Origin of the sequence: Halopseudomonas salina (genome assembly GCF_014637955.1) — a bacterium.
Lineage (GTDB): Bacteria > Pseudomonadota > Gammaproteobacteria > Pseudomonadales > Pseudomonadaceae > Halopseudomonas > Halopseudomonas salina.
Genome location: NZ_BMFF01000003.1, coordinates 69,443 through 94,199 on the forward strand (window position 1 = coordinate 69,443; position 24,757 = coordinate 94,199).

Below are 24,757 nucleotides of genomic sequence, written 5' to 3' on the forward strand. Positions count from 1 at the left end.
GCAATCGTCATGCCATATAGGTGCAACTTTGCATAGGTTACTGTTTTACATGCCAATCGACATGTATAAACCCCGCAGCCTATTACGCAAGGGCCTGAACTCGTGCACCAGAGCAGAGCAGAGCGCCCCAATACGCACCCGATGATTGCGCCCAACACCGCAATCAAGCCTAATAAGGCAAACCGGAAAGCAGGCCCCAGCATGACCAAACGCTACACCATCGCCCACCGCACCAGAGCGGCCCAGGCTATTTTCGCCATCGACAGCTTCTGGGCTCAGACCTTCGCCGACACAGGACTCAGCGACCTGAACTATTGCGACCTCTTTACCCAGATGTGGCTGCAACGCAAAGAGGCACCGCCAGCCAAGACCGACCTCTACAACCTGATGCCCAATATCAGCCGCCGCACCGCCGTCAAATACGTGCAGAACGCCATAGACCGCGGCATGCTAGCCGAACAGGAATCCACCACCGACCGCCGCCTGCGCCTGGTCACCCTCACCCCTGCTGCGGCGAGCAAGGTTGAACGCTTTCTGGATCACACTTGTAGTAGTTTCAGTGAGGTGGGGAAGTAAGGCGCAGACAAGGCGGGCTTTAACCGTTTTGGGACCAAGCACGCACCATGTAATTATTTTGGATAAATATTAATGGTAGGAGCGGCCGCCTGGCCGCGAAGCAGCATGCACGGGCCCAACCCTTCCCGGCGGGGCCGCCGGTCCTACCATGTGCGCAGAGCAGCGCTAATAGCGCCGCTTGATGTCGCGGTAAAAGTTCTCATGTAAACCTAAGGCCATGAGCTCTAGAACGAGGGCGCCATCATCAAAGCTGTATCCCAGTAACGTCAGTTGCCTGTCCATCTTGAATTTATAGACACGCAGGAAAGAGAGGTCTCCCTTTTTCTGCTCCCCCAAATCGGGGTCAGCCATCAGAACTCTGACGGCCTCGTCGAGATCTTCTTTCTGATTAGCTTTAAGCTTTTTTACTGCTCGCTTGAAGGTCGGAGTCTGTATAACCCCCGTGGCTTTAACCAAAATCGTACGGCTCTAGCTTACCGGCTTCCCGTTCTGCTTTTGCAATGATGGCCTGCTTGACAAACTCATATGGTAGATCAGGATTGTCCTCCATCATTTCACCGATCTTCGCCCAATGTTCAATTTGCTTGGGCGGCGTTCGGTTAAACGCTTTAGCCATGATAGTTGCTTTCTCAACAAGGTCTTGATCCAAGCGTATGCTGCGGGTAGTCATTCCAATACCCTCCTAATGGACGTCTTCGACTATAGCGAAACATCACAAATGAGGCAAAAAGCTACAATTGAGGCAAGAGGCTACAATTGTGACAGAGCATCCTGACCCTTCCCGGCGGGGCCGCCTCGTCAAGCGCGCTCTTCTGCAACACTTTGGCCGAGATGGAACTCGGCCCTCCCAGATGCGCGCCCCTGGGACCGTCGAGTTCCACCTCGATGAGCGTGCTTTCCTCCAACACCGCAGCCCAAGATGAATCCCCGTCATCCTCGCGAACGCGGGGATCCATTTAGACCTTAACGAGGGTCTAAATCCCCCCAATCGCCTCAACCAACTTCGCCGTCTCCCGCTCCATCAACCCCTGGTCACCACGGCTCTCAACATTCAACCGAATAACCGGCTCGGTATTCGACGCCCGCAAGTTAAACCGCCAGTCCGCAAAACACACACTCACCCCATCAGTATGATCCACATCCAGCGCATCCGGCGCATACCGCGCCTCGATCGCCTTCAACACAGTAGGCGCGTCACTCACGGTCAGGTTGATCTCACCCGAAGACGGAAAGCGTGCAATCCGCTCATCCACCAACTCGGACATCGGCTTGCCCTTCACACACAGCAGCTCTGCCACCAAAAGCCAGGGAATCATCCCACTGTCGCAGTAGGCAAAATTACGGAAGTAATGGTGCGCACTCATCTCGCCACCGTACGCGGCATCCTCCTCGCGCATACGCTGCTTGATAAACGCATGCCCAGCCTTGGTCTGCACCGCCACCCCGCCGTTCTCTTCCACCTGCTCAACGGTATTCCATACCAAGCGAGGGTCATGAACGATCTTGGCGCCGGCTTCTTTCTGCAAGAAGGCCTCAGCCAGCAGACCAACGATGTAATACCCCTCAATAAACCGGCCCTGCTCATCAAACAAAAAGCACCGGTCAAAATCCCCATCCCAGGCAATGCCCATATCCGCACCGTGCTTCAACACCGCATCACTGGTCAGACTGCGGTTCTCGATCAGGATCGGATTGGGTATACCGTTAGGGAAAGTGCCATCCGGCTCGTGGCAGATCTTGATCATTTCCACCGGAATCTGCAGCCGCTTGAATGCCGCTTCCAGCGCATCAATAGCCGGGCCTGCCGCACCGTTACCCGCGTTCATCAGTAGCTTGAGCGGCGTGAAATTGGCAGGCTCGATATAGCCCATCAAGTGTTCGACGTAATCAGCGCGGGTGTCCACACGCTTGTAGGCACCGCGCTTGTCTTCGGGCACCGACGGATCACGACCATCCACCAGATCGAAACTCATGCCCTCGGCGAGCGTACGAATTTCCTTCAGACCGGTATCAGCCGAGATCGGTCGCGAACCCTCGCGTACCAGTTTCAAGCCGTTGTAGTCGATGGGATTGTGGGAAGCCGTCACCTCAACACCACCATCTACGCCCAGGTGGAAGGTAGCGAAGTACACCTCCTCAGTCCCGGCCAGGCCCAGATCCAATACATCAACGCCCTCATCACGCAGGCCATTGGTCAGAGCCGTCTTCAACGCCTCCGAACTTGCCCGCACATCGCCACCCAGTACGATCTGCTTAGGCTTGAGCCACTGGGCAAAGGCCCGGGCGATACGGTAGGACACGTTCTCGTCCAGTTGCGTGCCCAATTGGCCACGGATGTCATAGGCTTTGAAACAGGTGATCTCAGACATAAAATTCCATATTAAATTGATTGAAATCCTTTGCGCCGCATTGGCGCTCCCAGCAGGGCGCAAGTGTAACATTCTCCCGCCCCGGTAAAACGCACCCCAAAATCACAATGGATTCCCGCCTTCGCGGGAATGACGTGGTGGGGCCGGGCTCCCGCGCCCCCCTGCCAACCGTCATCCCCGCCACTACCCTCGTCATCCTCGCGAACGCGAGGATCCATTTTCGCGGTGCCTCGGGCAAGCACCGAAACCAACCGCAAACCCCGAAAGGTCAAAATGGATTCCCGCCTGCGCGGGAATGACGGGGTGTGGGGCGGATTCCCGCCTGCGCGGGAATGACGGGAGGGGGCGGGAATGACGTTCGAGTAGAGTCGTCATCCCCGCGACGACCTCGTCATCCCCGCCACTACCCCGTCATCCTCGCGAACGCGGGGATCCATTTTGATCTCGGTTTAATCCGTCATCCTCGCGAACGCGGGGAACCATTTTGACCTTGGGTCACCCCCGCAAAATCCTCTCCACCAACCCCGCAGTAGACCCGTCCGTCGCCCCACACTCCGCCCCGCGTAATCGCGCAAGCGTATCCACCGCAATCTTCTTGCCCATCTCCACCCCCCACTGGTCAAAGGGGTTGATGTCCCAGATCACCGACTGCACAAACACCTTGTGCTCATACAAGGCAATCAGCGCACCCATACTGCGCGGAGTCAGCTCATCCAGCAGCAGCGTCGAGCTCGGTTGATTACCGCGATACCGCTTCTCTGCCGGCATACTCTCGGCATCCACCAACGCAGCATCCCCCAACGCCAACAACCGCGACTGCGCCAGACAATTAGCCAACGCCAACTCATGCTGCGCCACCAACTCAGGCGCCGCAGCGTTATGGCGTTTTTCCAGGTACCGCCGGGCCGGCATGATGAAATCACAGGTCACCGCCTCGGTCCCCTGGTGCAGCAACTGATAAAACGCATGCTGCGCATTGGGCCCCACGTTGCCCCATACAATCGGACAGGTCGCCCACTGCACCTTTTCACCCGAGCGCGTCACGCTCTTGCCATTGGACTCCATCTCCAACTGCTCAAGGTAATTGGGCAGTTCCTTCATCCGCCCGTCATAGGGCAGGATCGCGTGGGCGTTAATACCCAGCACATTGGTATTCCACACCCCCACCATACCCATCAGCACCGGCAGGTTCTCCAGCCAGGGTGCCGACTTGAAATGTTCATCCATCTCATGGGCGCCCGCGAGCAACTCCCTGAAGCCGTCCATGCCAATACTCAACGCAATCGGCAGGCCAATGGTCGACCAGAGCGAGTAGCGACCACCCACCCAGTCCCATAACTTCATCTGGTTTTGCTCGGCCACACCCCACTCGGTCATCTTGGCCACGGCAGAAGATACCGCCACAAAATGACAATCCAGCAATCCCTCCCGATTACCCAGTTCACGTTGCAGCCAGTGCCGCGCCGTCTCCGCATTGCTCAGGGTATCGATGGTAGAGAAGGACTTGGACGAAATCACAAACAGCGTCGAATGCGCACTCACCCGCCGCAGCAGCTGGGAAAGCTGGCTGCCATCCATCGTCGAGGCAAAATGCACCCGTAATGGCGATGCGGTCTGTTTACGCGAATCAGTCAAGGCTTCGGTCATCATCAGCGGCCCCAGGTCAGAGCCGCCCACACCAATATTGATGACATCGGTAACCACCTCCCCCGTCGCCCCCCGCCACTGCCCCGCTCTTATCTGATTCACAATGGCTTCCATACGGTCCAGCTCCGCATGCACCTGTGCCGCCACATCAACGCCGTCAACGTCACACTCAGCGCCAACCGGCAAACGCAACGCCCAGTGCATAGCTGCGCGCCCTTCGCTATCGTTCACCCGCTCACCGCCAAACAGCCTGGCAATCCAGCTATCCAGCCGCTGCTCCCTGGCCACATCCATCAAATAGCCAAGAGTCTGCTCTTCAATACGCTGCTTGGAGATATCCAGCACCAGGGGGCCACACTCACGGGTCAACCGCTTAAAGCGTCGCGAGTCGGCAGCAAAGATGTCAGCCAGATGCTTACCGCACATCGCATCGCCATGCGCTAACAAAGCCTGCCAGCTCTGCGACATCCCCGCCCGGTCCTGCATATCGACAATCATCAGCGCCGCCCTATGCCGTAATACTCAAACCCGCACTCCTTTATAAAGGCGGGCTCCCATACATTGCGGCCGTCCAGCAGTACCGGGGTATTCATCACTGCCTTGAGTCGAGCCAGGTCAGGGCTCCAGTAGGCCTTCCATTCGGTCACCAGCATCAGGGCGTCAGCACCATCCGCTGCTTCATAAGGATCGTCATGCAGCACCAGGTCATCACGCTCGCCCGCCCACTCGGCCAGCGCCGGCAATGCACGGGGGTCATGCACATGCACCTCCACACCCTGGGCCCAGAGCGCCTCGAGCAGTTTCAGTGAGGGCGCGTTATCGATACGGGTGGAGGTCGGCTTGAATGCCACGCCCCACATCGCCACCTTGCGGCCGCGCAAATGGGTGCCGTAGCGCTCCCACAACTTGCGAAACAGCACCTCTTTCTGGCGCTCATTGATCTGCAACACCTGATCCAGCAACTGCGGCTGCATGCCGCTGTGCTGCAGGGTACTCGCCAAACTCATCACATCACGGGAAAAGGCCTGCCCGCCAAAACCGCAACCAGGGTACAAGTAGGCATCGCCAATACGCTTGTCCGCACCCATACCCTGGCGCACCCGGTCGATATCCACATTCAGGTTATCCGCCAGGTTGGCCATATCGTTCATATAGCTCAAACGCGTTGCCAACATCCCGTTGATGGCCAACTTGGTAAACTCCGCTTCCCGCGGTTGCATCAGCATGATCGCGTTGCGGCGCCGATTGAACGGCCGCAAAAGCTCAGAGACGAGATTGCGTGCCCAATCAACGTCCGTACCCAACAACCAGCGATCCGCACGCATAAATCCGGCAATAGCATCACCTTCCGTCAGCAGGTCCGGCAGGCTGACCGCCGCACAGGTATTTTGCCCGCCAGCGCAACGGGCTTGCAGGCTAGCCTGCAATGCCTCGGTACTGCCCACAGGAAAGGTAGACTGATTGACTACCAACCAGTCACGACCTGCGTTCAGTGGCAGCTGTTGAATAATGCCGTGGGCCTCGTGCAGAAGGTCCGGACTCAATGCCAGCCAGACAACAGCGCTGCGCTCGCCGGGCAGATCAGTGATGCCCGCAAAATCCAGGCGCTTTGCCTGCACCTGTTCAGCGATCATGGCGGCCAGGCCAGGCTCGCGATAAGGGCAATTCCCTGTCCTGAGTCCGTCCGCCATTTGTGCATCTGCAAGGTGCAGTCGCACAGTATTACCGCTGGAAGCCAAAGCCGCAGCGCTAACCAGTGCACAAAGGGTGTCGCCGTAAACATCAAGATTCATTGTCAGCACCTGCAAAAAACGTGATGCCCGTCCCGGAATACCGTACTAGAGCTTCCTATCTGACCCCCGACGAAAAAACAGTTCCCTCTAAAAACCCACCCTATTACGGCAAGTTAGGCAAGTCATCCAAATTTCATCTTAACTCGGCACCCTATGTCGGCGTAGAATATGCATTGCATCACGTGACACGACAATCTGGCAGCCCGTTTTCAGGAAATCGACACTAAATCCTGGGGCGGTAGCGTGTCTGAAGCACCATTTATGTGCGCGTTATAGTCTTGACCGCACAGCGAACGACCACTACATTCAAAGCGCTACAGGCATGAAAGCGCCGCAACGCAGAGCCCGATTTCATACATGTTCAAATCCATCCTTGTTGTATGCGTTGGCAACATATGCCGTAGCCCCATGGCCGAAGCCATGCTGCTCGAGCAATGCCGTACCAAAGGCATCAAGGTCGCTTCTGCAGGTGTCGGCGCTCTGGTCGGCAAACCCATGGATGCCACAGCCCTGGAGATTCTTCAGGAAAACGGCCTGGACCACCCCACCCACCAGGCCCGTCAGTTAACACGCGAAATAGCACACCAATACGATTTAATCCTGACCATGGAGCCGCGCCATGTGCACGATATTCTGCGCATCGCACCCGAGGCGCGCGGCAAAACCTTTCTGCTCGGCAAATGGCAATCAGACAAGCCCATACCCGACCCATACCGTCAACAACGACCCGCTTTCGAGCACGTATACAAACTGATCAGCGAAGGCACTGCCAGCTGGTCAAAGCACCTGTAACCTCATTCCATATTGATCGACTGCCAAAGGGCCTACATGCAAAACAATACACCCCCGGTTCAAGACCACCGCGATGATGACGAGATTGACCTGCTCACCCTGCTGGGAGCCTTGATAGACGGCAAGTGGATAATAATAGGCTTCACGGTCCTGTTCGCAATCATTGGCGTGGCCTATGCCCTGCTGGCCACACCCATCTACCAGGCCAACGCTCTGCTGCAGATAGAAGAAAAGTCGCCCAGCATGACCGGCTTGAGTGAAATCTCAGAGATGTTCGGCAGCACACCTGTAGCCGTCACTGAAATTGAGCTGCTCAAGTCCCGCACCGTCATTGGCCAGGCAGTAGAGAACCTCAAGCTCGATATCGTCGCTGAGCCCAAATACTTCCCCGGCATTGGCAACTGGGCAGCCCGCCGCTACCAGCGCAATGAGGCTAACGAAGTCGCAGAGCCTTGGCTCGGCCTGGACTCCTTTGCCTGGGGTGGTGAAGAGCTGGATATCTTCCAACTGGAAGTACCACCCGGCTATCTGGGCAAAACCCTGATTCTCACCGCACAGGAAGCAGGCACCTTTACCCTTCAAGATCAGGACGGTGTGCTGCTGATAGAGGGCAACACCCTGGAGCAGATTGACCGGGACGGCTTCAAGATTCAGGTGCAGGCCCTGGTAGCCCGCCCGGGCACCGAGTTTCTGATTACCAAGCACCGCATGCTCAACAGCATCATCTCCTATCAACAAGAACTGGGCGCAAGCGAAAAAGGCAAGGATTCCGGCATTATCAGCCTGAGCATGCAGCATGAAAGCCCCGCCCAGGCCACACGCATCCTGAATGAAGTCAGCCGCCTGTACGTACTCCAGAACGTAGCCCGCAACTCGGCCGAGGCAGCCCAAAGCCTGGAGTTTATCCGCGAACAGCTCCCCGTCGTACGCCAGGAGCTGGAACGCTATGAACAAGCATTGAACGAATACCAGATCAGCACCCAGTCCGTAGACATCACCATCGAGACACAGGCCATACTCGACCAGATCGTCGAGCTCGACACCATGATCTCCGAACTCAATCTGCGCCGCGCCGAGATGGAGCGCCGCTTCACCCGTGAGCACCCCAACTACCAGGCCATGCTGGTACAGATGCAGCAATTGGAGCGCCAAAAGGCAGACCTGGAAGCACGCGTTGGCGACCTTCCCTCCACCCAGCAGGAGCTGCTTCGCCTCAAACGTGACGTAGCCGTAACCACGGAAATTTACACCGCCCTGCTCAACAGCTCACAGGAGCTGGACGTATTGCGGGCAGGCACAGTCGGCAACGTGCGCATCATCGATGAAGCAGCAGCCAATGTGGAAGAGCCCGTCAAGCCCAAGAAGGCATTGATCGCTATTGTCGCCACCCTGCTCGGCGGCTTTATCGGCGTCGCTCTGGTGCTACTGCGCCACGCTATGAACCGCGGCGTGGAAGACCCGGACGTGATCGAAAACCTTGGCTTGCCGGTATATGCAGCAATCCCCTTCAGCAAAGATCAGGAAGTGCTGGAGAAATACACTAAAGGCCGTAACCGCGATGCCTATAGCGGCTCCTTGCTATTGGCCATTAGCAACCCCGCAGACCTGTCCGTAGAGTCCCTGCGCAGCCTGCGTACCAGCCTGCACTTCGCGCGGCTGGAGGCCAAGAACAACATCCTGATGATCTCAGGCCCAAGTCCATCGGTGGGCAAATCATTCGTATCGGTAAACCTGGCAGCCATCATCGCCCAGGCCGGCCAAAAGGTACTGTTGATCGACGGCGACATGCGCAAAGGCTATCTGAACAAGATGTTCCGCATGGCTCCAGAGAACGGCCTGTCTGAACTGCTCTCCGCCCGCATCACCAGCAACGATGCGATCCACAGCACCGAGGTGGAAAACCTGTTCGTGGTACCACGCGGCCAGATCCCACCAAATCCATCAGAACTATTGATGCACGCCAACTTCAGCAGCTTCCTGGATAACGTCAAGGATGAGTACGACATGATCATCATCGACACCCCGCCGATACTGGCCGTGACCGACGCTGCCATCGTTGGCCGCCAGGTGGGCATGTCATTGATCGTCACCCGTTTTGGCCTCAACTCCGCCAAGGAAATAGAAGTAACCAAGCGCCGCTTTGAGCAGAACGACATCCAGCTCAAGGGCGCCATTTTCAACGCCGTGGAAAAGAAAGCCAGCGCCTATGGTTACGGCAATTACGGTTACTACAATTACGAATACAAGTCCGACAAGAGTTGAGATCTTTAACAGGGCTAGCAGGTGCTAGCTCTGTTACTTTTCATGATGCATCCCTGCAGAAGTAGCTTGGCCATTCTCCTCCTTCCAAGACAACCCCATTCTGTAACTATCTGGTAACCAGCTATGAAAATCGCAGTCGCAGGCACAGGCTACGTAGGCCTGTCCAATGCCGTACTACTAGCCCAGCATAACGAAGTCATCGCACTGGATATCGTCCAGGAAAAGGTCGATCTGATCAACCAGAAAAGTTCCCCAATAGCGGATGCGGAAATAGAAGACTATCTCGCTAACAAGACTTTGAATCTCAAAGCAACGACCAACAAAGCTGAAGCCTTCGACGGTGCGCAATTTGTTATCGTAGCAACTCCTACAGATTACGATCCTGAAACTAATTACTTCAATACCAAAAGCGTGGAAGCAGTTATTGCCGACGTAACGGCGATAAATCCGAATGCCACCATTGTGATTAAATCAACCGTACCAGTTGGCTATACCAAAGCTCTAAAAGAACAGCTAAACAATCCGAATATCATCTTCTCGCCTGAGTTCCTACGTGAGGGCAAAGCGCTTTATGACAACCTGTACCCCTCAAGAATTATCGTAGGAGAACAAAGTGAGCGGGCTCAGATCTTTGCCAACATGCTTAAGCAAGGCGCCTTGAAAACAGGCCCGCAAATACTGCTGACGAACTCAACTGAGGCTGAAGCCATCAAATTGTTTGCCAATACCTATCTAGCTATGCGGGTAGCCTATTTCAATGAATTGGACACTTATGCAGAAAGCCATGGTTTGGATACCCGTCAGATCATAGAAGGTGTGTGCTTGGACCAACGGATAGGTAGCCACTATAACAACCCATCATTTGGTTATGGCGGGTATTGCCTGCCGAAAGATACCAAGCAGTTGCTAGCGAACTATGCTGATGTACCTAGCACTATGATCAAAGCAATCGTAGAGGCTAACACAACGAGAAAAGACTTCATTGCCAACGCCATTATTAAACGAAAACCTAAAGTCGTAGGCATTTATCGCTTGGTAATGAAAAGCGGTTCAGATAATTTCAGGGCCTCCGCGATACAAGGTGTAATGAAACGCATAAAAGCCAAAGGCATAGAAGTAATTGTATTCGAACCATCACTTGAAGAAGATAATTTCTATAACTCTAGGGTTATTAATGACCTGGCATTATTCAAACAAGAAAGCGACATTATTCTGGCTAACCGCATACAATCCGAGCTAGAAGACGTAAAAGAGAAAATCTACACCCGGGACCTTTTCGGCAACGATTAGTTTTCGTTTAAAAATGATCTGCCCTAAATTGCTACTCCCAAGCATGGATAACTATTATGATTATCGAACCCAACAAGGATGTCGTCTGGCATCAGTACAAGGTCAACAAAGACCAGCGCTCCGACCAGAAGCGCCAACAACCCTGCATCATCTGGTTTACCGGGCTCAGTGGGTCGGGTAAATCCACCCTGGCCAACGCCGTAGAACAGAAATTGTTCGAACTCAACCACCATACCTACCTGCTGGACGGTGATAATGTTCGTCACGGCCTGAACAAGGATCTCGGCTTCAGCGATCAGGACCGTCAGGAAAACATCCGCCGTATCGGCGAGTTGGCGGGGCTTTTCGTTGATTCCGGCCTGCTGGTATTAGCCGCGTTTATCTCTCCATTCCGCGCTGAACGTCGCCTAGTACGCGAGTTGGTGCAACCAGGCGAGTTCATCGAAGTACACGTGGCCACACCGCTCAGTGCATGCGAACAGCGCGATCCCAAGGGCCTGTACAAGAAAGCCCGCGCCGGTGAAATCCGAAACTTCACTGGGATCGACTCGGACTATGAAGCTCCAGAAAACGCGGAGATCATAATCGACACATCCACACAGAGCCTCGAAGACTCTGTCAGCCAGATCATCGGCTATCTCAAGGCAAAGCAGATACTGAAGGAGGCCTGAGATGGAACCCCGATATGACGTATTCAACGGCGATGCTGACGGTATCTGTGCATTGCTTCAATTGAGACTCGCAAACCCGGTGCACAGTTCCCTGGTAACGGGAGTAAAACGAGATATCGAGCTACTCCAGCAAGTACCAACAGATACCCCTGCCACGGTCACGGCGCTCGATATCAGCCTGGATAAAAACCGGAATGCAGTCGACGCTCTGCTAACAGCAGGCAGCACTGTTTTTTACTGCGATCACCACCACCCTGGGGATTCGCTGCCGGATCACCCCAATTTCACGGGTTTGATTGATACCAATGCCGCCACCTGCACAAGCCTGCTGATCGATCAGCACCTGAAGGGTCAGTTTCACAACTGGGCTATCACGGCAGCCTTCGGCGACAACCTCAACTCGGTTGCCAGTAAACTGGCCGTTGAGGCAGGCCTGGATGAGCAGCAGACTGAAGGCCTGAAACAACTGGGCATCTGCATCAATTACAACGGCTATGGCTCTAGCCTGCAGGACCTGCACTTTCACCCTGCCGACCTGTACCAGGCGCTATTGGCATACCCTGACCCACTCCAACTATTGGTAGACAAGCCCGCCGCCTGGCAAAAGCTGAGTGACGGGTACCGGGAAGACATGGCAAAGGGTCTCGGAACGCCTGCACTACACCATTGCGAGCAGGCAATTGTGGTGCAACTGCCAGACGAGCCATGGGCAAGACGCGTAAGCGGCGTACTTGGCAATGATCTTGCTAATCAATATCCGGAACAGGCATGTGCAGTCGTAACCAATGCTGAGCCAGGCTTTTATCTGATAAGCATTCGCGCGCCCCTGAACAATCGCACAGGCGCCGATGAATTAGCGCGCCAGTTCCCTTCCGGCGGTGGCCGCAAGGCTGCAGCCGGCATCAACAAATTACCTAGCGATCAGTTGGACACATTTATCCAGGCCATGGTCCGGCAATGGCAGAAACAATGAATGAGGAAACTATCATGACCCTGACACCACCCCGTCGGACCCACCTGAAACAGCTGGAAGCCGAATCCATTCATATCATCCGTGAAGTAGCCGCCGAGTTCGATAACCCGGTCATGCTTTACTCCATAGGTAAAGACAGCGCAGTGATGTTGCACTTGGCGCTGAAGGCCTTTGCACCCGGCAAACCACCCTTCCCGCTTCTACACGTGGACACCACCTGGAAGTTCAAGGAAATGATCAGCTTCCGCGATCAACTGGCGGAAAACCTGGGCCTGAAACTGATTGTGCACATAAACCAGGAAGGCCTGGAGCAAGGCGTCGGCCCCTTCACCCACGGCAGTGCAAAGCATACTGATGTGATGAAGACCCAGTCACTCAAGCAAGCATTGAACAAATACGGTTTTGATGCCGCCTTTGGCGGAGCAAGACGTGACGAAGAAAAATCCCGGGCAAAGGAACGCGTGTATTCCTTCCGCGACAAATTCCATCGCTGGGATCCAAAGAACCAGCGGCCAGAGCTCTGGAATATCTATAACGGCAAGGTCAACAAGGGCGAATCCATCCGCGTATTCCCCTTGTCCAACTGGACCGAACTGGACATCTGGCAGTACATATACAAGGAGAAGATCGATATCGTCCCCCTATATTTCGCCAAGGAACGCCCCGTAGTGGAACACGACGGCACACTCATCATGGTTGATGACGAGCGTATGCCGATAGGCCCCGATGACAAGGTAGAAATGAAGTCTGTTCGCTTTCGCACCCTTGGTTGCTATCCCTTGACTGGAGCAGTCGAATCCACCGCATCCACCCTGCCCGAAATCATCCAGGAAATGCTGCTAACCCGCACATCTGAGCGCCAGGGGCGCGTCATCGATCACGATGGCGCAGGCTCCATGGAAGAAAAGAAACGCCAGGGTTATTTCTAAAAGCCAGCACAGTCATTAAGGAACATGTTATGTCTCATCAAAGCGAATTGATCTCCACCGATATCGAAGCCTACCTTAACCAGCACGAAAACAAGGACATGCTGCGTTTTCTAACCTGCGGCAACGTCGACGACGGCAAGTCCACCCTGATAGGGCGACTACTGTTCGATACCAACCTGATTTACGAAGATACATTGGCAGCAATGCACAAGGACAACGACCGGGTAGGCAACGCAGGCGAGGCCCTGGACCTAGCCCTGCTGGTCGATGGTCTGCAATCCGAGCGTGAACAAGGCATCACCATTGACGTAGCTTACCGCTACTTCTCTACCGAAAAGCGCAAGTTCATCATTGCAGATTGCCCTGGGCACGAGCAGTACACGCGCAACATGGCTACTGGCGCATCCACCTGTGACCTGGCTATCATCCTGATTGATGCCCGCCGTGGCGTACAGACTCAGACCCGCCGCCACAGCTTTATCGCTTCCCTACTGGGCATAAAGCACATTGTGGTCGCCATTAACAAAATGGACCTGAAAGAGTACTCGCGCGAAGTATTCGATAACATCCGCTTTGAATACCAGCAGCTGGCTGACAAGCTGAATCTGCACAATGTGCATTTCGTACCTGTCTCCGCCTTGAACGGTGACAACGTAGTCAACCGCAGCGAGCACATGCCCTGGTACGAGGGCCCAACGCTGATGGAAATCCTGGAAAGCGTGGAACTAGTAGAAGACGAGAACCTGACTGATCTCCGCTTCCCTGTTCAATACGTGAATCGACCCAATCTGGATTTCCGTGGGTTTTGCGGCACCTTGGCAAGTGGTGTTCTACGCCATGGCGATACCGTCATGACGCTGCCTTCTCGAAAGACAAGCAAAGTGAAAAGCATCATCACTTACGAAGGCGAACTACAAGAAGCCTTTCCTGGTGACGCAATAACGGTGACACTGGAAGACGAAATAGACGTTTCACGCGGGGACACACTGGTAGACCCGGCAACACCGGCTGTTGTTGGGAAAGCCTTTAGTGCCCACGTTGTGTGGATGAGTGAAAAACCGCTCATCACAGGAAAGGAATACGGTTTCAAGCTCGGCACCAAAGTAACAACGGGCTATTTCACTAATATTCAACATGAAATAGACGTCAATACACTTGATACAATTCCAGGAACATCCTCCCTCGATCTAAACTCAATTGGCCAAGTTGATATAGAACTTACTGAAGATGCAGTTTTTGATAGGTACTGTAAACTCCCAAACACCGGTGCATTTGCTATCATTGATACGCTTACTAATGTAACCGTTGGTGCAGGTATGATATTGAGCCCCAAACCTTCTAAAAACGAAATAAGTCACCCCCAAAAGAGCTACAACCAAGCAGAAAAGAATTTGAATCGCTTTATCAGAGAAAATTATCCCGAGTGGGAATGCCGTGAAATATAGTTTAAGCAAGGCGCTCTTGTTGACACTTCTTGCACGAGCATTATCAGCGATTGGCTCGATAACACTTGGTATATTGCTAGCTCGGCTTTATGGCGCGCCAGGCTTTGGTATTTTTGCATTAGCACAAAGTGTGATACTCGGAGCCGCCATGATTGCAAGAAGCGGAACAAATAACGCACTAATGAAATATGCCGCTCAAACGACTAACAACGCTGAGTCCATTATCTACTTGAAATGGGGCATAAAAAGAACGGCAATCCCTACAACCCTTATAACAGCAATCGTATATCTCAGTGCGACTCAAATCGAGAAACTATCATCTTTAGGCGGTGTTGGCGAAGTAATCAGAGCCATGGCATTATCAACGCCACCACTGACATTGTGTTTCGTCCTTTCAGGGTTTTTAAAAGGGCTTAGGCGCCCTGTCGCAGCAAGCATGCTAGAGAACGGTGCAATATCACTTGTTGCAACCGCAACAATTTTATGTGGTTGGTTGATATGGGGTATTTCAATAGAGGGAGCTGCTACTGCTTTCACGCTATCAACCTTTTTAGTACTATGTTACGGCTGCATTGCATTATACCTAGTATTGAAAAATACAAACAAAGAGGTACAGACAAAAATAGCACCAGTTAAAGAGCTAAACAAAGTTTCAAAGAACTTCATGGCTTTGAATCTAACACAGCTATTTCAACAAGTGGGCACGATAGTAATTGCCGGGATTCTCGTGAACGACCAAGAACTTGGATTATTCAGATCCGCAGAGCGGATAGCAATGAGTATCGGGATGATATTGATCGCCATAAACGCTATATACCCACCAAGATTTGCCACCACGCATAACTTAAAAAACTATAAAGCGCTAAAGTCACTGGTCCTGAAAAGCGCCCTCAGTGGTGTATTTTTAGCAACACCGATATACTTGATAATTATCATCTACGGAAGGGATATATTAGCTCTTTTTGGACCGGAGTTTGGAGCAGCATATCCGGTTTTGTTAATCCTCGCCACAGCTCAGTTCTTCAACGTCGCAACTGGATCCATTGGGTTTCTGCTAAACATGACCGGGCACGACAATCTAATGAAGAACGCAGCAATTATTTTGGTTCTTGTTGGATTACCATCTTATACACTACTAACGATGGGATTCGGGATTTATGGTAGCGCTATCGGCTTAGCAGGAGTAATAGTCGGACAAAACCTACTTAGCTTAGCCCTTATCTTCATTAAGCGAAAATCTATATTTGGAAACTGACAGATGTTTTTTCAAAATGCTTTTATCCGAAAGTTACTAATTTATTCCTACACATTAAAGACTCGACGAAAATTTACACCGGGAATGCCAAAGATTTTCCTAAATAGCATTCCTAAATCCGGCACACACCTAGTTACTGGCTTATTATCCAGCACACCAGGCCTCATCAACAGCGGCTCACACCTTGAAACAAGACTTGTAAATAAGAGATCCGAAGGTAACGCTCACAAAAATGAAAAATTTGATATAGACGAATCAATCTTCCAAAAACAAGTATGTAAGTTGAATGAGGGCCACTTTTTTAGTGCTCACCTACCTTATGACCCTTTAATTTGCGGCATAACAAAACAAAACAATGTTTCCACGATATTTTTAGCCCGCCATCCCGGCGCAATAATAATATCTGAGTATCACTATATAGTTAACTTGAAGCGCCATTTCTTACATCCCACATTAACAACGCAATTCAATTCCAGTAAAGACCAGATAGAAGCTCTAGCGACAGGCTTTGAATACTTGCATAATGGTACAAAATACCGACAACCATCATTCGAAGAACGAATGGCTCGCTTCAAAGACTGGAGAACAGAAGAGTCAACTTTCTATGTTCAATACGAAGAACTTATGAATGACCAAAAAAGTGTGCTTGCGGGAAATGATTCCGTAATTCTTCTTAATCTCTTTTCTCACATCGGCATGGTGGCAGATCAACACGAGATAGCAAAGATTATATCCGAATCAGTTAATAGAAAGTCGTTTACCAAACGCAAAGGGAATATATCTGGCTGGAAAAGCGAACTCGAACTATTAGCCCCGGACTCTTCTGTCGTAGAGAAAAGCATAAACCAATCAGCTACTTTATTAGGATACTAAGCACTCTAATGTTACCTCATAAGAAGTCGAGCGCACAGGTATCGTCAAGCCATTCAAAAAGAAATATGAATTTGCGCTTGATAGCACTTATATACCCAAATATTATAATATCATTATTTTTTCTGTTACTTTACACCCTAAGTAATGAGGAAGGATATTTATTCTGCTCGATTTCTTTTCTATGTCTCTGCGCATTTCTTCCGTCACAACTAAACAATAGAAAGATCGATGTCTTTGAACCAATTAATCTCATATATTTTGCAGTTTTTCTAGGGACCGCAGCCAGATCGTTACTTGTTACATTACAAGGAAGCGAAAAATTCGATTATTTAACCGAGGGCTTTTCCTTCAGCACAATTCTAGGTTTTAGCCCATTCCTTTTTTTAGGACTTCTCAGCTTAAATTTAGGATACTCGTTTCATAACAAAAGAATACCAATAGAAAGACTATTTCTTTTAAAACGAAAAATAAGCACAAATAAAATTCATGCAATTTTTCCTGTTGCGATATTTATTTCAGCAACAGGAAGCTTTCTATACCTAAAGACAATAAATCTCGACCTTAGTGATTTAACATCAATTTCAAACAAAAGAGCCATAGAGGTTGATGATGGCACTTACAGCGCATATGGTCATCTAAAGTTTCTTGCTTCTTTTGCAGAAGTGGCATTATATCTGGTGCTAGCGAGTGGACTAACAATGCTCAAACGCTCGCATAAGCTCTCAAACCAAATAATGATTTACACAGCATTCGCCTTCGCATTTATTACCCCTTTCGTATCAAGCTCCAGAATGGACATTATGCTAGTAGGCATTAACTGCTTAATTATTATCTATTATGCGAAAAATCGCTCTTTACCAAAAAAGGTATTGATAGGCACACTTGTATTTTCTGTTTCTATTGCTTCAGGAATGGGATATCTACGTGCAACAGCGCAAGGTAATGATGCATCAACTTATACCGACCCTATTCAGTCAACTGTAGGGTCAGGTAACTTCGTTGACTTAGCGCGAACCTCGATCATTATCGCTAACGTGCCTGAAAAAATGGATTATCTTTATGGTACATCCTTAATTTCTTGGATTACAGCCCCTATACCCAGAGTAATATGGCCAGAGAAGCCAAACGTCAGCCTAGGCCCTTCAGTGCGAAGTGAAATCTATGGCCTACCAACACTCAACAATGGTTTCCCCCCTGGAATTGTAGCTGAGGGATATATGAATTTTGGTTATATTGGCCTTATTATACTTCCTTTTCTTTTTGGCTCCATTCAAAAACTTTTGTATATGACCTTTAGAAATATAATAATTTCCAACCCTATTGCGCTGTTGATTTACATAAGCTTTCTATGGCGTTTTTCGTTCGGAGCAATCGGCCTGAATTTTTCACAAGCATTAGTTCAAGTAGCTACTGACATCGTCGTCATGGGCACACTATTGATACTCACAACATCCTCGGCGAGAAAAGCAAATCTGCAGAAGGCAAAGTCATTATGATAGACTTTTTAGTAATAGGTTCAATGAAAAGCGGTACTACCACACTCCATTCTGACCTTGCAACCATTGATGGGATTTACTCTCCAGCCAACAAAGAGCCCATGATATTTAATTCAGATAAAATCATGTCAAAGTCTGGCAAAAGACAGTATGAACAACTTTTTGGCGGCGCAGCACCTAATGATCTTAAAGGAGAATTCTCAACTACTTACACTATGCTTCCCAAATTCCCCGGCGTGGTAAATCGCGTGTTGTCTGTAATCGGTCCGGAGTTAAAAATAATATACTTGGTTAGAGACCCAATTGAGAGAGCACGCTCACATATCTACCACGACTTGCTCGCAGGACGCGTAAAGGGCAACATAAACGATTTAGCTAATGCCGAAACACGCTTCTGTGATGTCAGTAAATATCACTTCCAGCTTACTCCGTGGATAGAAGCGTTTGGTTATGAAAATATTAAAGTCATTCAATTCGAAAAATATATAAATTCGCGTTTAGAAACAACTTTAGACATAGCTTCTTTTCTGGGCTTAAAGTCACCAAATATATCCATTGACACCAACACCAAGTTAAACGTTTCATCCGAGAAGCTAGTTCCAATATCTTGGGTTGGCGCCATTGTAAGCAACAGAGATTGGTATAAAAATCTGGTCAAGCCATTACTTCCGGTCCAAGTCAGATCGCAACTCAAGTCTCTTTTAGCCCGGAAATCAAAAATCGATCCGGGCACATTTTCAAGCAATACTGAAACTAAGATTTTTGAACAAATTCATGACGACATCGAAAGGTTTCGCTTAGAGTGGGACATCGACATATCTTTATGGCAAACCTACAGCCGGCTTTTATCGAAATGAAAATTCTACACATAATAGAAAATTTTGATGATCGATATGGTGGGCCTGCTAAATCTATTCCGGAGCTTATACACTCCCTGCCTCATCGTACATCTTCTATGGTTACTAGCACTTTTCTCCGAGGGGACAAGCGCAATTCCCGGGCAAGACAGTTTCGCATACCTGTCCTATATTCCCGGGGAACAAAATTTCACAATTTTTATTTATCTTGTCGTTTTTACAAAACCCTCAAAGAAGCTCATATGGAAAACCATTTTGATTTAATTCATTTCCATTCCATCTGGTCTTTTCCAACCCTTGTGGGTTTTTTGTTTGCAAGGCTACATAAAATTCCGTATGTCATCTCGCCACGCTCAAGCCTGTTTCAGCAGTCTTTAGTTAAAAATCGGTTATTTAAAATAGTATTGCGGAAGATTTTTATTGATAGATTCCTGAAACAAGCCAAGGCTGTCCACGTCACATCGGAACAGGAAGCCAATGATTTCTCCTTACTTAAGCTTAATAATAATATAGAACTAATATCCAACGGTGTTTCTTCGGCAGAATTCATACCTCTAATTGAGAAACGTGCAGCACAACAAGCGCTCGGCCTATCAAGCTCACACAGATACATACTTTTTCTTTCGAGGATTGAAGCTCGGAAACAATTAGATCTACTGTTTATTGCTTATGAGAAAGCAGCACTTCCGAAAGAGTGGAAATTATTAATTTGCGGCACGGGAGAAACAAATTACGTTCAGACCCTAGTAGATTTGGCCGAAAATCTCAGGATTTCTGATCGAGTCATTTTTTGTGGGCATCTTGGTCTTGAAGCGCGCTTGATGGCCTATTGGGCATCAGAACTGTTTGTTCTTCCTAGCAAGTTTGAGAACTTTGGTATGGCAATAGCCGAAGCAATGGCTGCTCATTTGCCTGTAATTGTCTCCACTAATACACCGTGGAAAGACATTCAGAAAAAAAATTGTGGTTGGGTTATGGAGCCTACAGTAGATAAGCTTAAGGAAGCTCTGACCATCGCTTGCAATACGCCTAGCGCTGACCTTAAGAAAATGGGTGCAAACGCAGCTCAAATTATAATCTCTACCTACGACTGGTCTCAGTCTGGCGTGAAAACCACGGAGTCGTATGAAAACATTCTATACAAAAATTAAGCCATTCATTCGCCGGCACGGTCTCATACTCTCAATCTTTCGCTTACCCTTAAGATTTTTCCTTAAACTTGGAGATCGTATTAATACCCTTAGATGGCGGTTTTTAATCAAAAACATTGGTGAAGGGAGTGTAATACAACTCGGTGTAAAAATTGAAAATCCGATGCGCGTGCGCATCGGACGAAATTGTTTTCTTACTAAGGGCTGTGCACTCACCTCAGAAACAGCTATAGGGGTTTTAACCTTGAGTGAAGGGGTACAGATCAATAGCAATACCCGGATAGATCATACCGGTGATCTTCTGATTGGAGCCGGCGTATTAATTTCAGAAAACTGCGTAATTTATACTCATTCGCACGGTTATAATCCGCGTTCAGAACCTATTGCCATGCCTAAAATTATAGGTCCTGGTGTTTGGGTGGGATCGCAGTCAATCATATTAGAAAATTGTCAGCTTGTCTCTGCCAACAGTATTATCGCTGCCGGCAGTGTACTTACCAAAAGCTGCACTGACCGTGGTATTTATGGCGGCGTTCCCGCAAAATTAATTAAACGCTTAAACGAATAACTGGAGTTTCCATGATGAGCAACAAAGCATTAATAACAGGCATTACTGGCCAAGACGGTTCTTATTTGGCAGAATTCCTAATTGCAAAAGGTTATGAGGTTCATGGTATCAAAAGACGCGCATCGTCTTTTAACACACAGCGTGTGGACCATATTTATCAAGACCCACATGTCGATAATCAAAACTTTATTCTTCATTACGGTGATTTAACCGATTCTTCCAATTTAACAAGAATTATTCAAGAAATTCAGCCTGACGAGATTTATAACTTAGGCGCCCAGTCTCATGTGGCGGTAAGTTTTGATTCACCGGAATATACGGCTGATGTAGACGCGATGGGTACTTTGCGCATTCTGGAAGCCATCAGGCTGCTGGGCCTGGAAAAGAAAACACGCTTTTATCAAGCGTCTACTTCCGAACTTTATGGGCTTGTCCAAGAAACCCCTCAGAGAGAAACCACTCCTTTCTACCCTCGATCACCTTACGCAGTAGCTAAACTTTATGCTTATTGGATTACTGTAAACTATCGAGAAGCTTATGGCATGTATGCTTGCAATGGTATCTTGTTTAATCACGAGTCCCCACGCAGGGGCGAAACTTTTGTTACTCGTAAAATTACGCGTGGTTTGGCTAACATATCTCAGGGCCTAGAAAGCTGTTTGTTCATGGGCAATCTTGATGCCCTCCGTGATTGGGGACATGCGAAGGACTACGTTCGTATGCAGTGGATGATGCTGCAGCAGGACAAACCTGAGGATTTTGTTATAGCGACTGGCGTTCAGTATTCAGTACGTGAGTTTATTCGTTGGTCAGCTGCAGAGATCGGCGTGACCTTGAGATTTGAAGGCAAAGGACTAGACGAGATCGCTGTAGTCGAATCCATTACGGGAGACAATGCACCTGCGATCAAGGTCGGTGATGTTTTGGTCCGGATCGACCCACGTTACTTCCGGCCAGCTGAGGTCGAAACACTTCTCGGCGACCCGACGAAAGCTAAAGAAAAGCTGGGCTGGACTCCAGAGATCAGTGTGCAAGAAATGTGCGCGGAAATGGTACGGGAAGACCTGAAGGTAGCACAACGTCATGCCTTGTTGAAGCAGCATGGACACGAGTTGCCGGTGTCAATGGAGAATTGAAATGCAGCATGACAAGACATCAAGGGTATTTGTAGCCGGGCACCGGGGGATGGTTGGGTCAGCCATCGTCCGTCGTTTGCTCTCTGATGGCTACATCAACGTAATTACCGCTGGTCGCGATGAGCTTGATTTACTGGATCAAGGAGCGGTGCACTCCTTTTTCCAGGAGAATGAATTTGATCAGGTGTATTTGGCGGCCGCAAAGGTAGGGGGCATCCAAGCCAACAACACATTGCCTGCGGAATTCATCTACGAGAACCTGATGATTCAAGCCAATATTATCCATGCAGCTCACAGCCATGACATACAAAAGCTGCTATTTCTCGGTTCCTCCTGTATCTATCCAAAGCTTGCCGAGCAACCTATGCGCGAAGACGCCTTGTTAACGGGTGCCCTTGAGCCCACTAACGAGCCCTACGCGATAGCGAAGATTGCCGGTATCAAGCTCTGCGAAAGCTACAACCGCCAATATGGTCGTGACTACCGCAGTGTGATGCCCACCAATCTGTATGGTCCCAACGACAATTACCATCCCGACAACAGCCATGTGATCCCCGCTTTGCTCCGGCGTTTTCATGAGGCCTGCAAACGGGGCGACTCTGAAGTGGTTATCTGGGGCAGTGGTACCCCTATGCGCGAATTTCTCCATGTCGACGATATGGCGGCGGCTTCGGTGTATGTCATGAATCTGGATAACCAGACCTATCAGGCCAACACCAAACCTATGCTCAGCCATATCAATGTAGGTACTGGACAGGATTGCACTATCAAGCAGTTGGCGGAAACTGTGGCGAAGGTTACGGGTTTCAAAGGCGCGTTAACGTTTGACAGCTCCAAACCTGACGGCGCACCAAGAAAGCTTATGGACGTGTCACGACTGAAGTCCCTCGGCTGGGAGTCAAGCATCGAACTTGAGGAAGGCTTGAACAACGCATACGAGTGGTTCGTCGACAATGCTGCGAACGCACGGTCGCATTGATGAATATTGTTCTGTATGGCATCAACTATAGTCCTGAGCTAACCGGCATCGGTAAGTACTCCGGTGAAATGGGAGAATGGTTGCAGCGTTCTGGCCACCAAGTCAGCGTTATTACAGCTCCTCCGTACTACCCTGAGTGGAGAGTCAAGGAAGGTTTTACCGGTTCGAGATGGCATCAGGCAGATGAAAATGGCGTAAGAGTCACCCGATGCCCGCTTTACGTGCCCAGAGAGGTGAACTCCCTCAAACGCCTACTTCATTTATCCAGCTTTGCCTTGAGCTCTTTATTTCCATTGATAGCGCAACTCAGAAATAAACCCGATCTGGTCATTCTGGTTGCCCCTACGTTATTTTGCGCGCCGGGGGCTTGGTTGCTGTCGAAGTTAAGCGGCGCGACCTCTGTGCTGCATATCCAGGATTACGAAGTAGACGCCCTTTTTGGGCTGGGCCTAGCCAAACCAGGCATACTCAAGCGGTTTGCCTATGCCACCGAGCGCTTCCTTTTGCGTCGCTTCGACTATCTATCCACGATTTCCAGCGGCATGCTCAAGCGTGCCAAAGAAAAGGGGGTACCAGAGAACCGCCTGGTATTTTTCCCCAATTGGTCTGAAACTCACCGGTTCAAAGACATTCGTCCCTGCCCAGATTTGCTCCGCAAACTGGGTGTACCTGACGGCAGAAGGGTCCTGCTCTACTCAGGGAATATGGGTGATAAGCAAGGATTGGAACAGCTCATCGATGCAGCGGAGCGATTGCAAGGGAATGAAGATATGTTCTTCTTGCTTGTAGGTGAAGGCTCAGGCAAGCAACGCTTGCTTGAAAAAGCCAAGGGCTTGCAACTTGCGAACGTGGCGTTCGCTCCGTTACAACCTTACGAAGACCTCCCGGTCTTGCTGGCTTCTGCAGATGTACACCTGGTTGTACAGAAACGTGGTGCGGCTGATGCTGTGCTGCCGTCTAAATTAACGAATATCCTCGCAGTTGGCGGCAATGCTGTTATCACTGCTGACTCTGACACAACCCTTGGGCTGCTATGTCTAGACCATCCCGGCATTGCGGTTTGCATTGAGCCGGAGTCTGTAGACGCCTTGCTTACTGGCATCAACCAGGCCATGAAGATGCCTGCGAGGAATGCTATAGCCCAATCGTATGCCTCTGAGTATTTAGACAAGGAGAGTATTCTTCAACGCTTCATTGAGGAGGTTTCTTCTGATGTGGCTGCCAGATGACACATTTCGAACTGTAATAGCTAGCACTCCATTGTTCTCAATGGACCTGATCATCAGGAATCCAGAAGGTCGTTTGCTGCTGGGCAAACGAACCAACCGGCCAGCTCAAGGCTTCTGGTTTGTGCCCGGTGGTCGCGTAATGAAAAACGAAACTCTGGACACAGCTTTTGGGCGCTTGACCCAAACAGAACTCGGTGTGGTTATCCCTCGTAGTTCAGCAAGCCTGCTCGACCTCTATGAGCACTTCTACGATGATTGTGTTTTTGGTGAGGCTCCGGACACTCACTATGTAGTAGCAGGATACCTATTGGACCTTGCTGATCAGTCGCTGCTTGATTTACCGAAATCTCAACACAATGAATTCAAATGGTGGTCGCCGTCGGAGATGATCAACGACAACAGCGTGCACCAACACAGTCGGGATTACTTGGCTGCCCTGGCAAAGCACCCCAAAAAAGGATTATGA

At 50.1% G+C, this 24,757-nt stretch carries 23 protein-coding genes; 18 read left to right on the top strand and 5 right to left on the bottom strand.

Going from position 1 to position 24,757, the window contains the following annotated elements:
• The first annotated feature begins 201 nt into the window (after positions 1-201).
• Positions 202-576: a hypothetical protein gene (locus IEV54_RS17335; RefSeq protein ID WP_223825508.1), complete on the top strand. Its 375-nt coding sequence runs from the start codon at positions 202-204 to the stop codon at positions 574-576.
• Positions 577-741: 165 nt separating this feature from the next.
• Here the strand turns inward: IEV54_RS17335 and IEV54_RS07740 are convergent, their stop codons facing one another.
• From IEV54_RS07740 to IEV54_RS07760, 5 genes are all read right to left on the bottom strand, one after another.
• On the bottom strand, positions 742-1,032 hold the full coding sequence (locus IEV54_RS07740; RefSeq protein ID WP_150278541.1) for a type II toxin-antitoxin system RelE/ParE family toxin: 291 nt from the start codon (positions 1,030-1,032) through the stop codon (positions 742-744).
• On the bottom strand, positions 1,025-1,246 hold the full coding sequence (locus tag IEV54_RS07745) for a TA system antitoxin ParD family protein (protein WP_150278542.1): 222 nt from the start codon (positions 1,244-1,246) through the stop codon (positions 1,025-1,027). The genes IEV54_RS07740 and IEV54_RS07745 overlap by 8 nt, the downstream gene beginning before the upstream one ends.
• A 304-nt stretch (positions 1,247-1,550) precedes the next feature.
• Positions 1,551-2,945: a phosphohexomutase domain-containing protein gene (locus IEV54_RS07750; RefSeq protein WP_150278543.1), complete on the bottom strand. Its 1,395-nt coding sequence runs from the start codon at positions 2,943-2,945 to the stop codon at positions 1,551-1,553.
• A gap of 495 nt (positions 2,946-3,440) precedes the next feature.
• Positions 3,441-5,090 (bottom strand): glucose-6-phosphate isomerase, encoded by a 1,650-nt coding sequence (pgi, locus tag IEV54_RS07755; RefSeq protein WP_150278544.1) that lies wholly within the window; start codon positions 5,088-5,090, stop codon positions 3,441-3,443.
• Positions 5,090-6,385 (bottom strand): UDP-glucose dehydrogenase family protein, encoded by a 1,296-nt coding sequence (locus tag IEV54_RS07760; protein WP_150278545.1) that lies wholly within the window; start codon positions 6,383-6,385, stop codon positions 5,090-5,092. The genes pgi and IEV54_RS07760 overlap by 1 nt, the downstream gene beginning before the upstream one ends.
• Before the next feature lie 357 nt (positions 6,386-6,742).
• Here IEV54_RS07760 and IEV54_RS07765 point away from each other — a divergent pair, with 357 nt between their 5' ends.
• The 17 genes from IEV54_RS07765 to IEV54_RS07845 all read left to right on the top strand — a co-directional run bounded on the left by IEV54_RS07765 (position 6,743) and on the right by IEV54_RS07845 (position 24,757).
• Complete coding sequence (locus IEV54_RS07765) at positions 6,743-7,177, top strand: low molecular weight protein-tyrosine-phosphatase (protein ID WP_150278546.1); 435 nt, start codon at positions 6,743-6,745, stop codon at positions 7,175-7,177.
• Between the two features lie 36 nt (positions 7,178-7,213).
• Positions 7,214-9,439: a polysaccharide biosynthesis tyrosine autokinase gene (locus IEV54_RS07770; protein WP_150278547.1), complete on the top strand. Its 2,226-nt coding sequence runs from the start codon at positions 7,214-7,216 to the stop codon at positions 9,437-9,439.
• A 123-nt stretch (positions 9,440-9,562) separates the two neighbouring features.
• Positions 9,563-10,729 carry a nucleotide sugar dehydrogenase gene (locus IEV54_RS07775; RefSeq protein ID WP_150278548.1) on the top strand — a complete coding sequence of 389 codons (1,167 nt, stop codon included), beginning with the start codon at positions 9,563-9,565 and terminating at the stop codon, positions 10,727-10,729.
• A 56-nt stretch (positions 10,730-10,785) separates the two neighbouring features.
• Complete coding sequence (gene cysC, locus IEV54_RS07780) at positions 10,786-11,400, top strand: adenylyl-sulfate kinase (protein ID WP_150278549.1); 615 nt, start codon at positions 10,786-10,788, stop codon at positions 11,398-11,400.
• A 1-nt stretch (position 11,401) separates the two neighbouring features.
• Positions 11,402-12,373: a DHH family phosphoesterase gene (locus IEV54_RS07785; RefSeq protein WP_150278550.1), complete on the top strand. Its 972-nt coding sequence runs from the start codon at positions 11,402-11,404 to the stop codon at positions 12,371-12,373.
• 14 nt (positions 12,374-12,387) lie between these two features.
• The gene (gene cysD, locus IEV54_RS07790; protein WP_229734540.1) at positions 12,388-13,302 is read left to right on the top strand and encodes a sulfate adenylyltransferase subunit CysD; all 915 of its coding nucleotides are present in this window, start codon (positions 12,388-12,390) and stop codon (positions 13,300-13,302) included.
• Between the two features lie 29 nt (positions 13,303-13,331).
• Complete coding sequence (gene cysN / locus IEV54_RS07795) at positions 13,332-14,747, top strand: sulfate adenylyltransferase subunit CysN (protein ID WP_150278552.1); 1,416 nt, start codon at positions 13,332-13,334, stop codon at positions 14,745-14,747.
• Positions 14,748-14,766: 19 nt separating this feature from the next.
• Positions 14,767-16,002, top strand: coding sequence for a lipopolysaccharide biosynthesis protein (locus IEV54_RS07800; RefSeq protein WP_188434363.1), 1,236 nt, complete (start codon positions 14,767-14,769; stop codon positions 16,000-16,002).
• Positions 16,003-16,005: 3 nt separating this feature from the next.
• Positions 16,006-16,875 carry a sulfotransferase domain-containing protein gene (locus IEV54_RS07805; protein ID WP_150278554.1) on the top strand — a complete coding sequence of 290 codons (870 nt, stop codon included), beginning with the start codon at positions 16,006-16,008 and terminating at the stop codon, positions 16,873-16,875.
• 65 nt (positions 16,876-16,940) lie between these two features.
• Positions 16,941-18,371, top strand: coding sequence for an O-antigen polysaccharide polymerase Wzy (gene wzy / locus IEV54_RS07810; protein ID WP_188434365.1), 1,431 nt, complete (start codon positions 16,941-16,943; stop codon positions 18,369-18,371).
• Complete coding sequence (locus IEV54_RS07815) at positions 18,368-19,228, top strand: sulfotransferase domain-containing protein (protein ID WP_150278556.1); 861 nt, start codon at positions 18,368-18,370, stop codon at positions 19,226-19,228. Before wzy ends, IEV54_RS07815 begins: the two co-directional genes overlap by 4 nt.
• Positions 19,225-20,379 (top strand): glycosyltransferase, encoded by a 1,155-nt coding sequence (locus IEV54_RS07820; RefSeq protein ID WP_188434367.1) that lies wholly within the window; start codon positions 19,225-19,227, stop codon positions 20,377-20,379. The genes IEV54_RS07815 and IEV54_RS07820 overlap by 4 nt, the downstream gene beginning before the upstream one ends.
• Positions 20,354-20,947 carry an acyltransferase gene (locus IEV54_RS07825; protein ID WP_150278558.1) on the top strand — a complete coding sequence of 198 codons (594 nt, stop codon included), beginning with the start codon at positions 20,354-20,356 and terminating at the stop codon, positions 20,945-20,947. The genes IEV54_RS07820 and IEV54_RS07825 overlap by 26 nt, the downstream gene beginning before the upstream one ends.
• 11 nt (positions 20,948-20,958) lie before the next feature.
• Entirely contained in the window at positions 20,959-22,083 is a 1,125-nt protein-coding gene (gene gmd, locus IEV54_RS07830) for a GDP-mannose 4,6-dehydratase (RefSeq protein ID WP_223825509.1), read from the top strand.
• A 1-nt stretch (position 22,084) separates the two neighbouring features.
• A complete protein-coding gene (gene fcl, locus IEV54_RS07835) occupies positions 22,085-23,062 on the top strand; it encodes a GDP-L-fucose synthase (RefSeq protein ID WP_150278559.1) in 978 nt (325 codons plus the stop codon).
• Positions 23,062-24,291: a glycosyltransferase WbuB gene (locus IEV54_RS07840; protein ID WP_150278560.1), complete on the top strand. Its 1,230-nt coding sequence runs from the start codon at positions 23,062-23,064 to the stop codon at positions 24,289-24,291. The genes fcl and IEV54_RS07840 overlap by 1 nt, the downstream gene beginning before the upstream one ends.
• Positions 24,275-24,757, top strand: a complete 483-nt coding sequence (locus tag IEV54_RS07845; protein WP_150278561.1) for a GDP-mannose mannosyl hydrolase — start codon at positions 24,275-24,277, stop codon at positions 24,755-24,757. Before IEV54_RS07840 ends, IEV54_RS07845 begins: the two co-directional genes overlap by 17 nt.

Bases quoted from the DNA above. Each gene is read 5' to 3' on its own strand.
- fcl (WP_150278559.1), top strand. From the start codon at position 22,085: ATGCAGCATGACAAGACATCAAGGGTATTTGTAGCCGGGCACCGGGGG.
- IEV54_RS07815 (WP_150278556.1), top strand. From the start codon at position 18,368: ATGATAGACTTTTTAGTAATAGGTTCAATGAAAAGCGGTACTACCACA.
- wzy (WP_188434365.1), top strand. From the start codon at position 16,941: ATGAATTTGCGCTTGATAGCACTTATATACCCAAATATTATAATATCA.
- IEV54_RS07825 (WP_150278558.1), top strand. From the start codon at position 20,354: ATGAAAACATTCTATACAAAAATTAAGCCATTCATTCGCCGGCACGGT.
- cysN (WP_150278552.1), top strand. From the start codon at position 13,332: ATGTCTCATCAAAGCGAATTGATCTCCACCGATATCGAAGCCTACCTT.
- pgi (WP_150278544.1), bottom strand. From the start codon at position 5,090: ATGATTGTCGATATGCAGGACCGGGCGGGGATGTCGCAGAGCTGGCAG.
- IEV54_RS07820 (WP_188434367.1), top strand. From the start codon at position 19,225: ATGAAAATTCTACACATAATAGAAAATTTTGATGATCGATATGGTGGG.
- IEV54_RS07805 (WP_150278554.1), top strand. From the start codon at position 16,006: ATGTTTTTTCAAAATGCTTTTATCCGAAAGTTACTAATTTATTCCTAC.
- IEV54_RS07785 (WP_150278550.1), top strand. From the start codon at position 11,402: ATGGAACCCCGATATGACGTATTCAACGGCGATGCTGACGGTATCTGT.
- IEV54_RS07745 (WP_150278542.1), bottom strand. From the start codon at position 1,246: ATGACTACCCGCAGCATACGCTTGGATCAAGACCTTGTTGAGAAAGCA.
- IEV54_RS17335 (WP_223825508.1), top strand. From the start codon at position 202: ATGACCAAACGCTACACCATCGCCCACCGCACCAGAGCGGCCCAGGCT.
- gmd (WP_223825509.1), top strand. From the start codon at position 20,959: ATGATGAGCAACAAAGCATTAATAACAGGCATTACTGGCCAAGACGGT.
- IEV54_RS07840 (WP_150278560.1), top strand. From the start codon at position 23,062: ATGAATATTGTTCTGTATGGCATCAACTATAGTCCTGAGCTAACCGGC.
- IEV54_RS07770 (WP_150278547.1), top strand. From the start codon at position 7,214: ATGCAAAACAATACACCCCCGGTTCAAGACCACCGCGATGATGACGAG.
- IEV54_RS07750 (WP_150278543.1), bottom strand. From the start codon at position 2,945: ATGTCTGAGATCACCTGTTTCAAAGCCTATGACATCCGTGGCCAATTG.
- IEV54_RS07760 (WP_150278545.1), bottom strand. From the start codon at position 6,385: ATGAATCTTGATGTTTACGGCGACACCCTTTGTGCACTGGTTAGCGCT.
- IEV54_RS07845 (WP_150278561.1), top strand. From the start codon at position 24,275: ATGTGGCTGCCAGATGACACATTTCGAACTGTAATAGCTAGCACTCCA.
- cysC (WP_150278549.1), top strand. From the start codon at position 10,786: ATGATTATCGAACCCAACAAGGATGTCGTCTGGCATCAGTACAAGGTC.
- IEV54_RS07765 (WP_150278546.1), top strand. From the start codon at position 6,743: ATGTTCAAATCCATCCTTGTTGTATGCGTTGGCAACATATGCCGTAGC.
- cysD (WP_229734540.1), top strand. From the start codon at position 12,388: ATGACCCTGACACCACCCCGTCGGACCCACCTGAAACAGCTGGAAGCC.
- IEV54_RS07775 (WP_150278548.1), top strand. From the start codon at position 9,563: ATGAAAATCGCAGTCGCAGGCACAGGCTACGTAGGCCTGTCCAATGCC.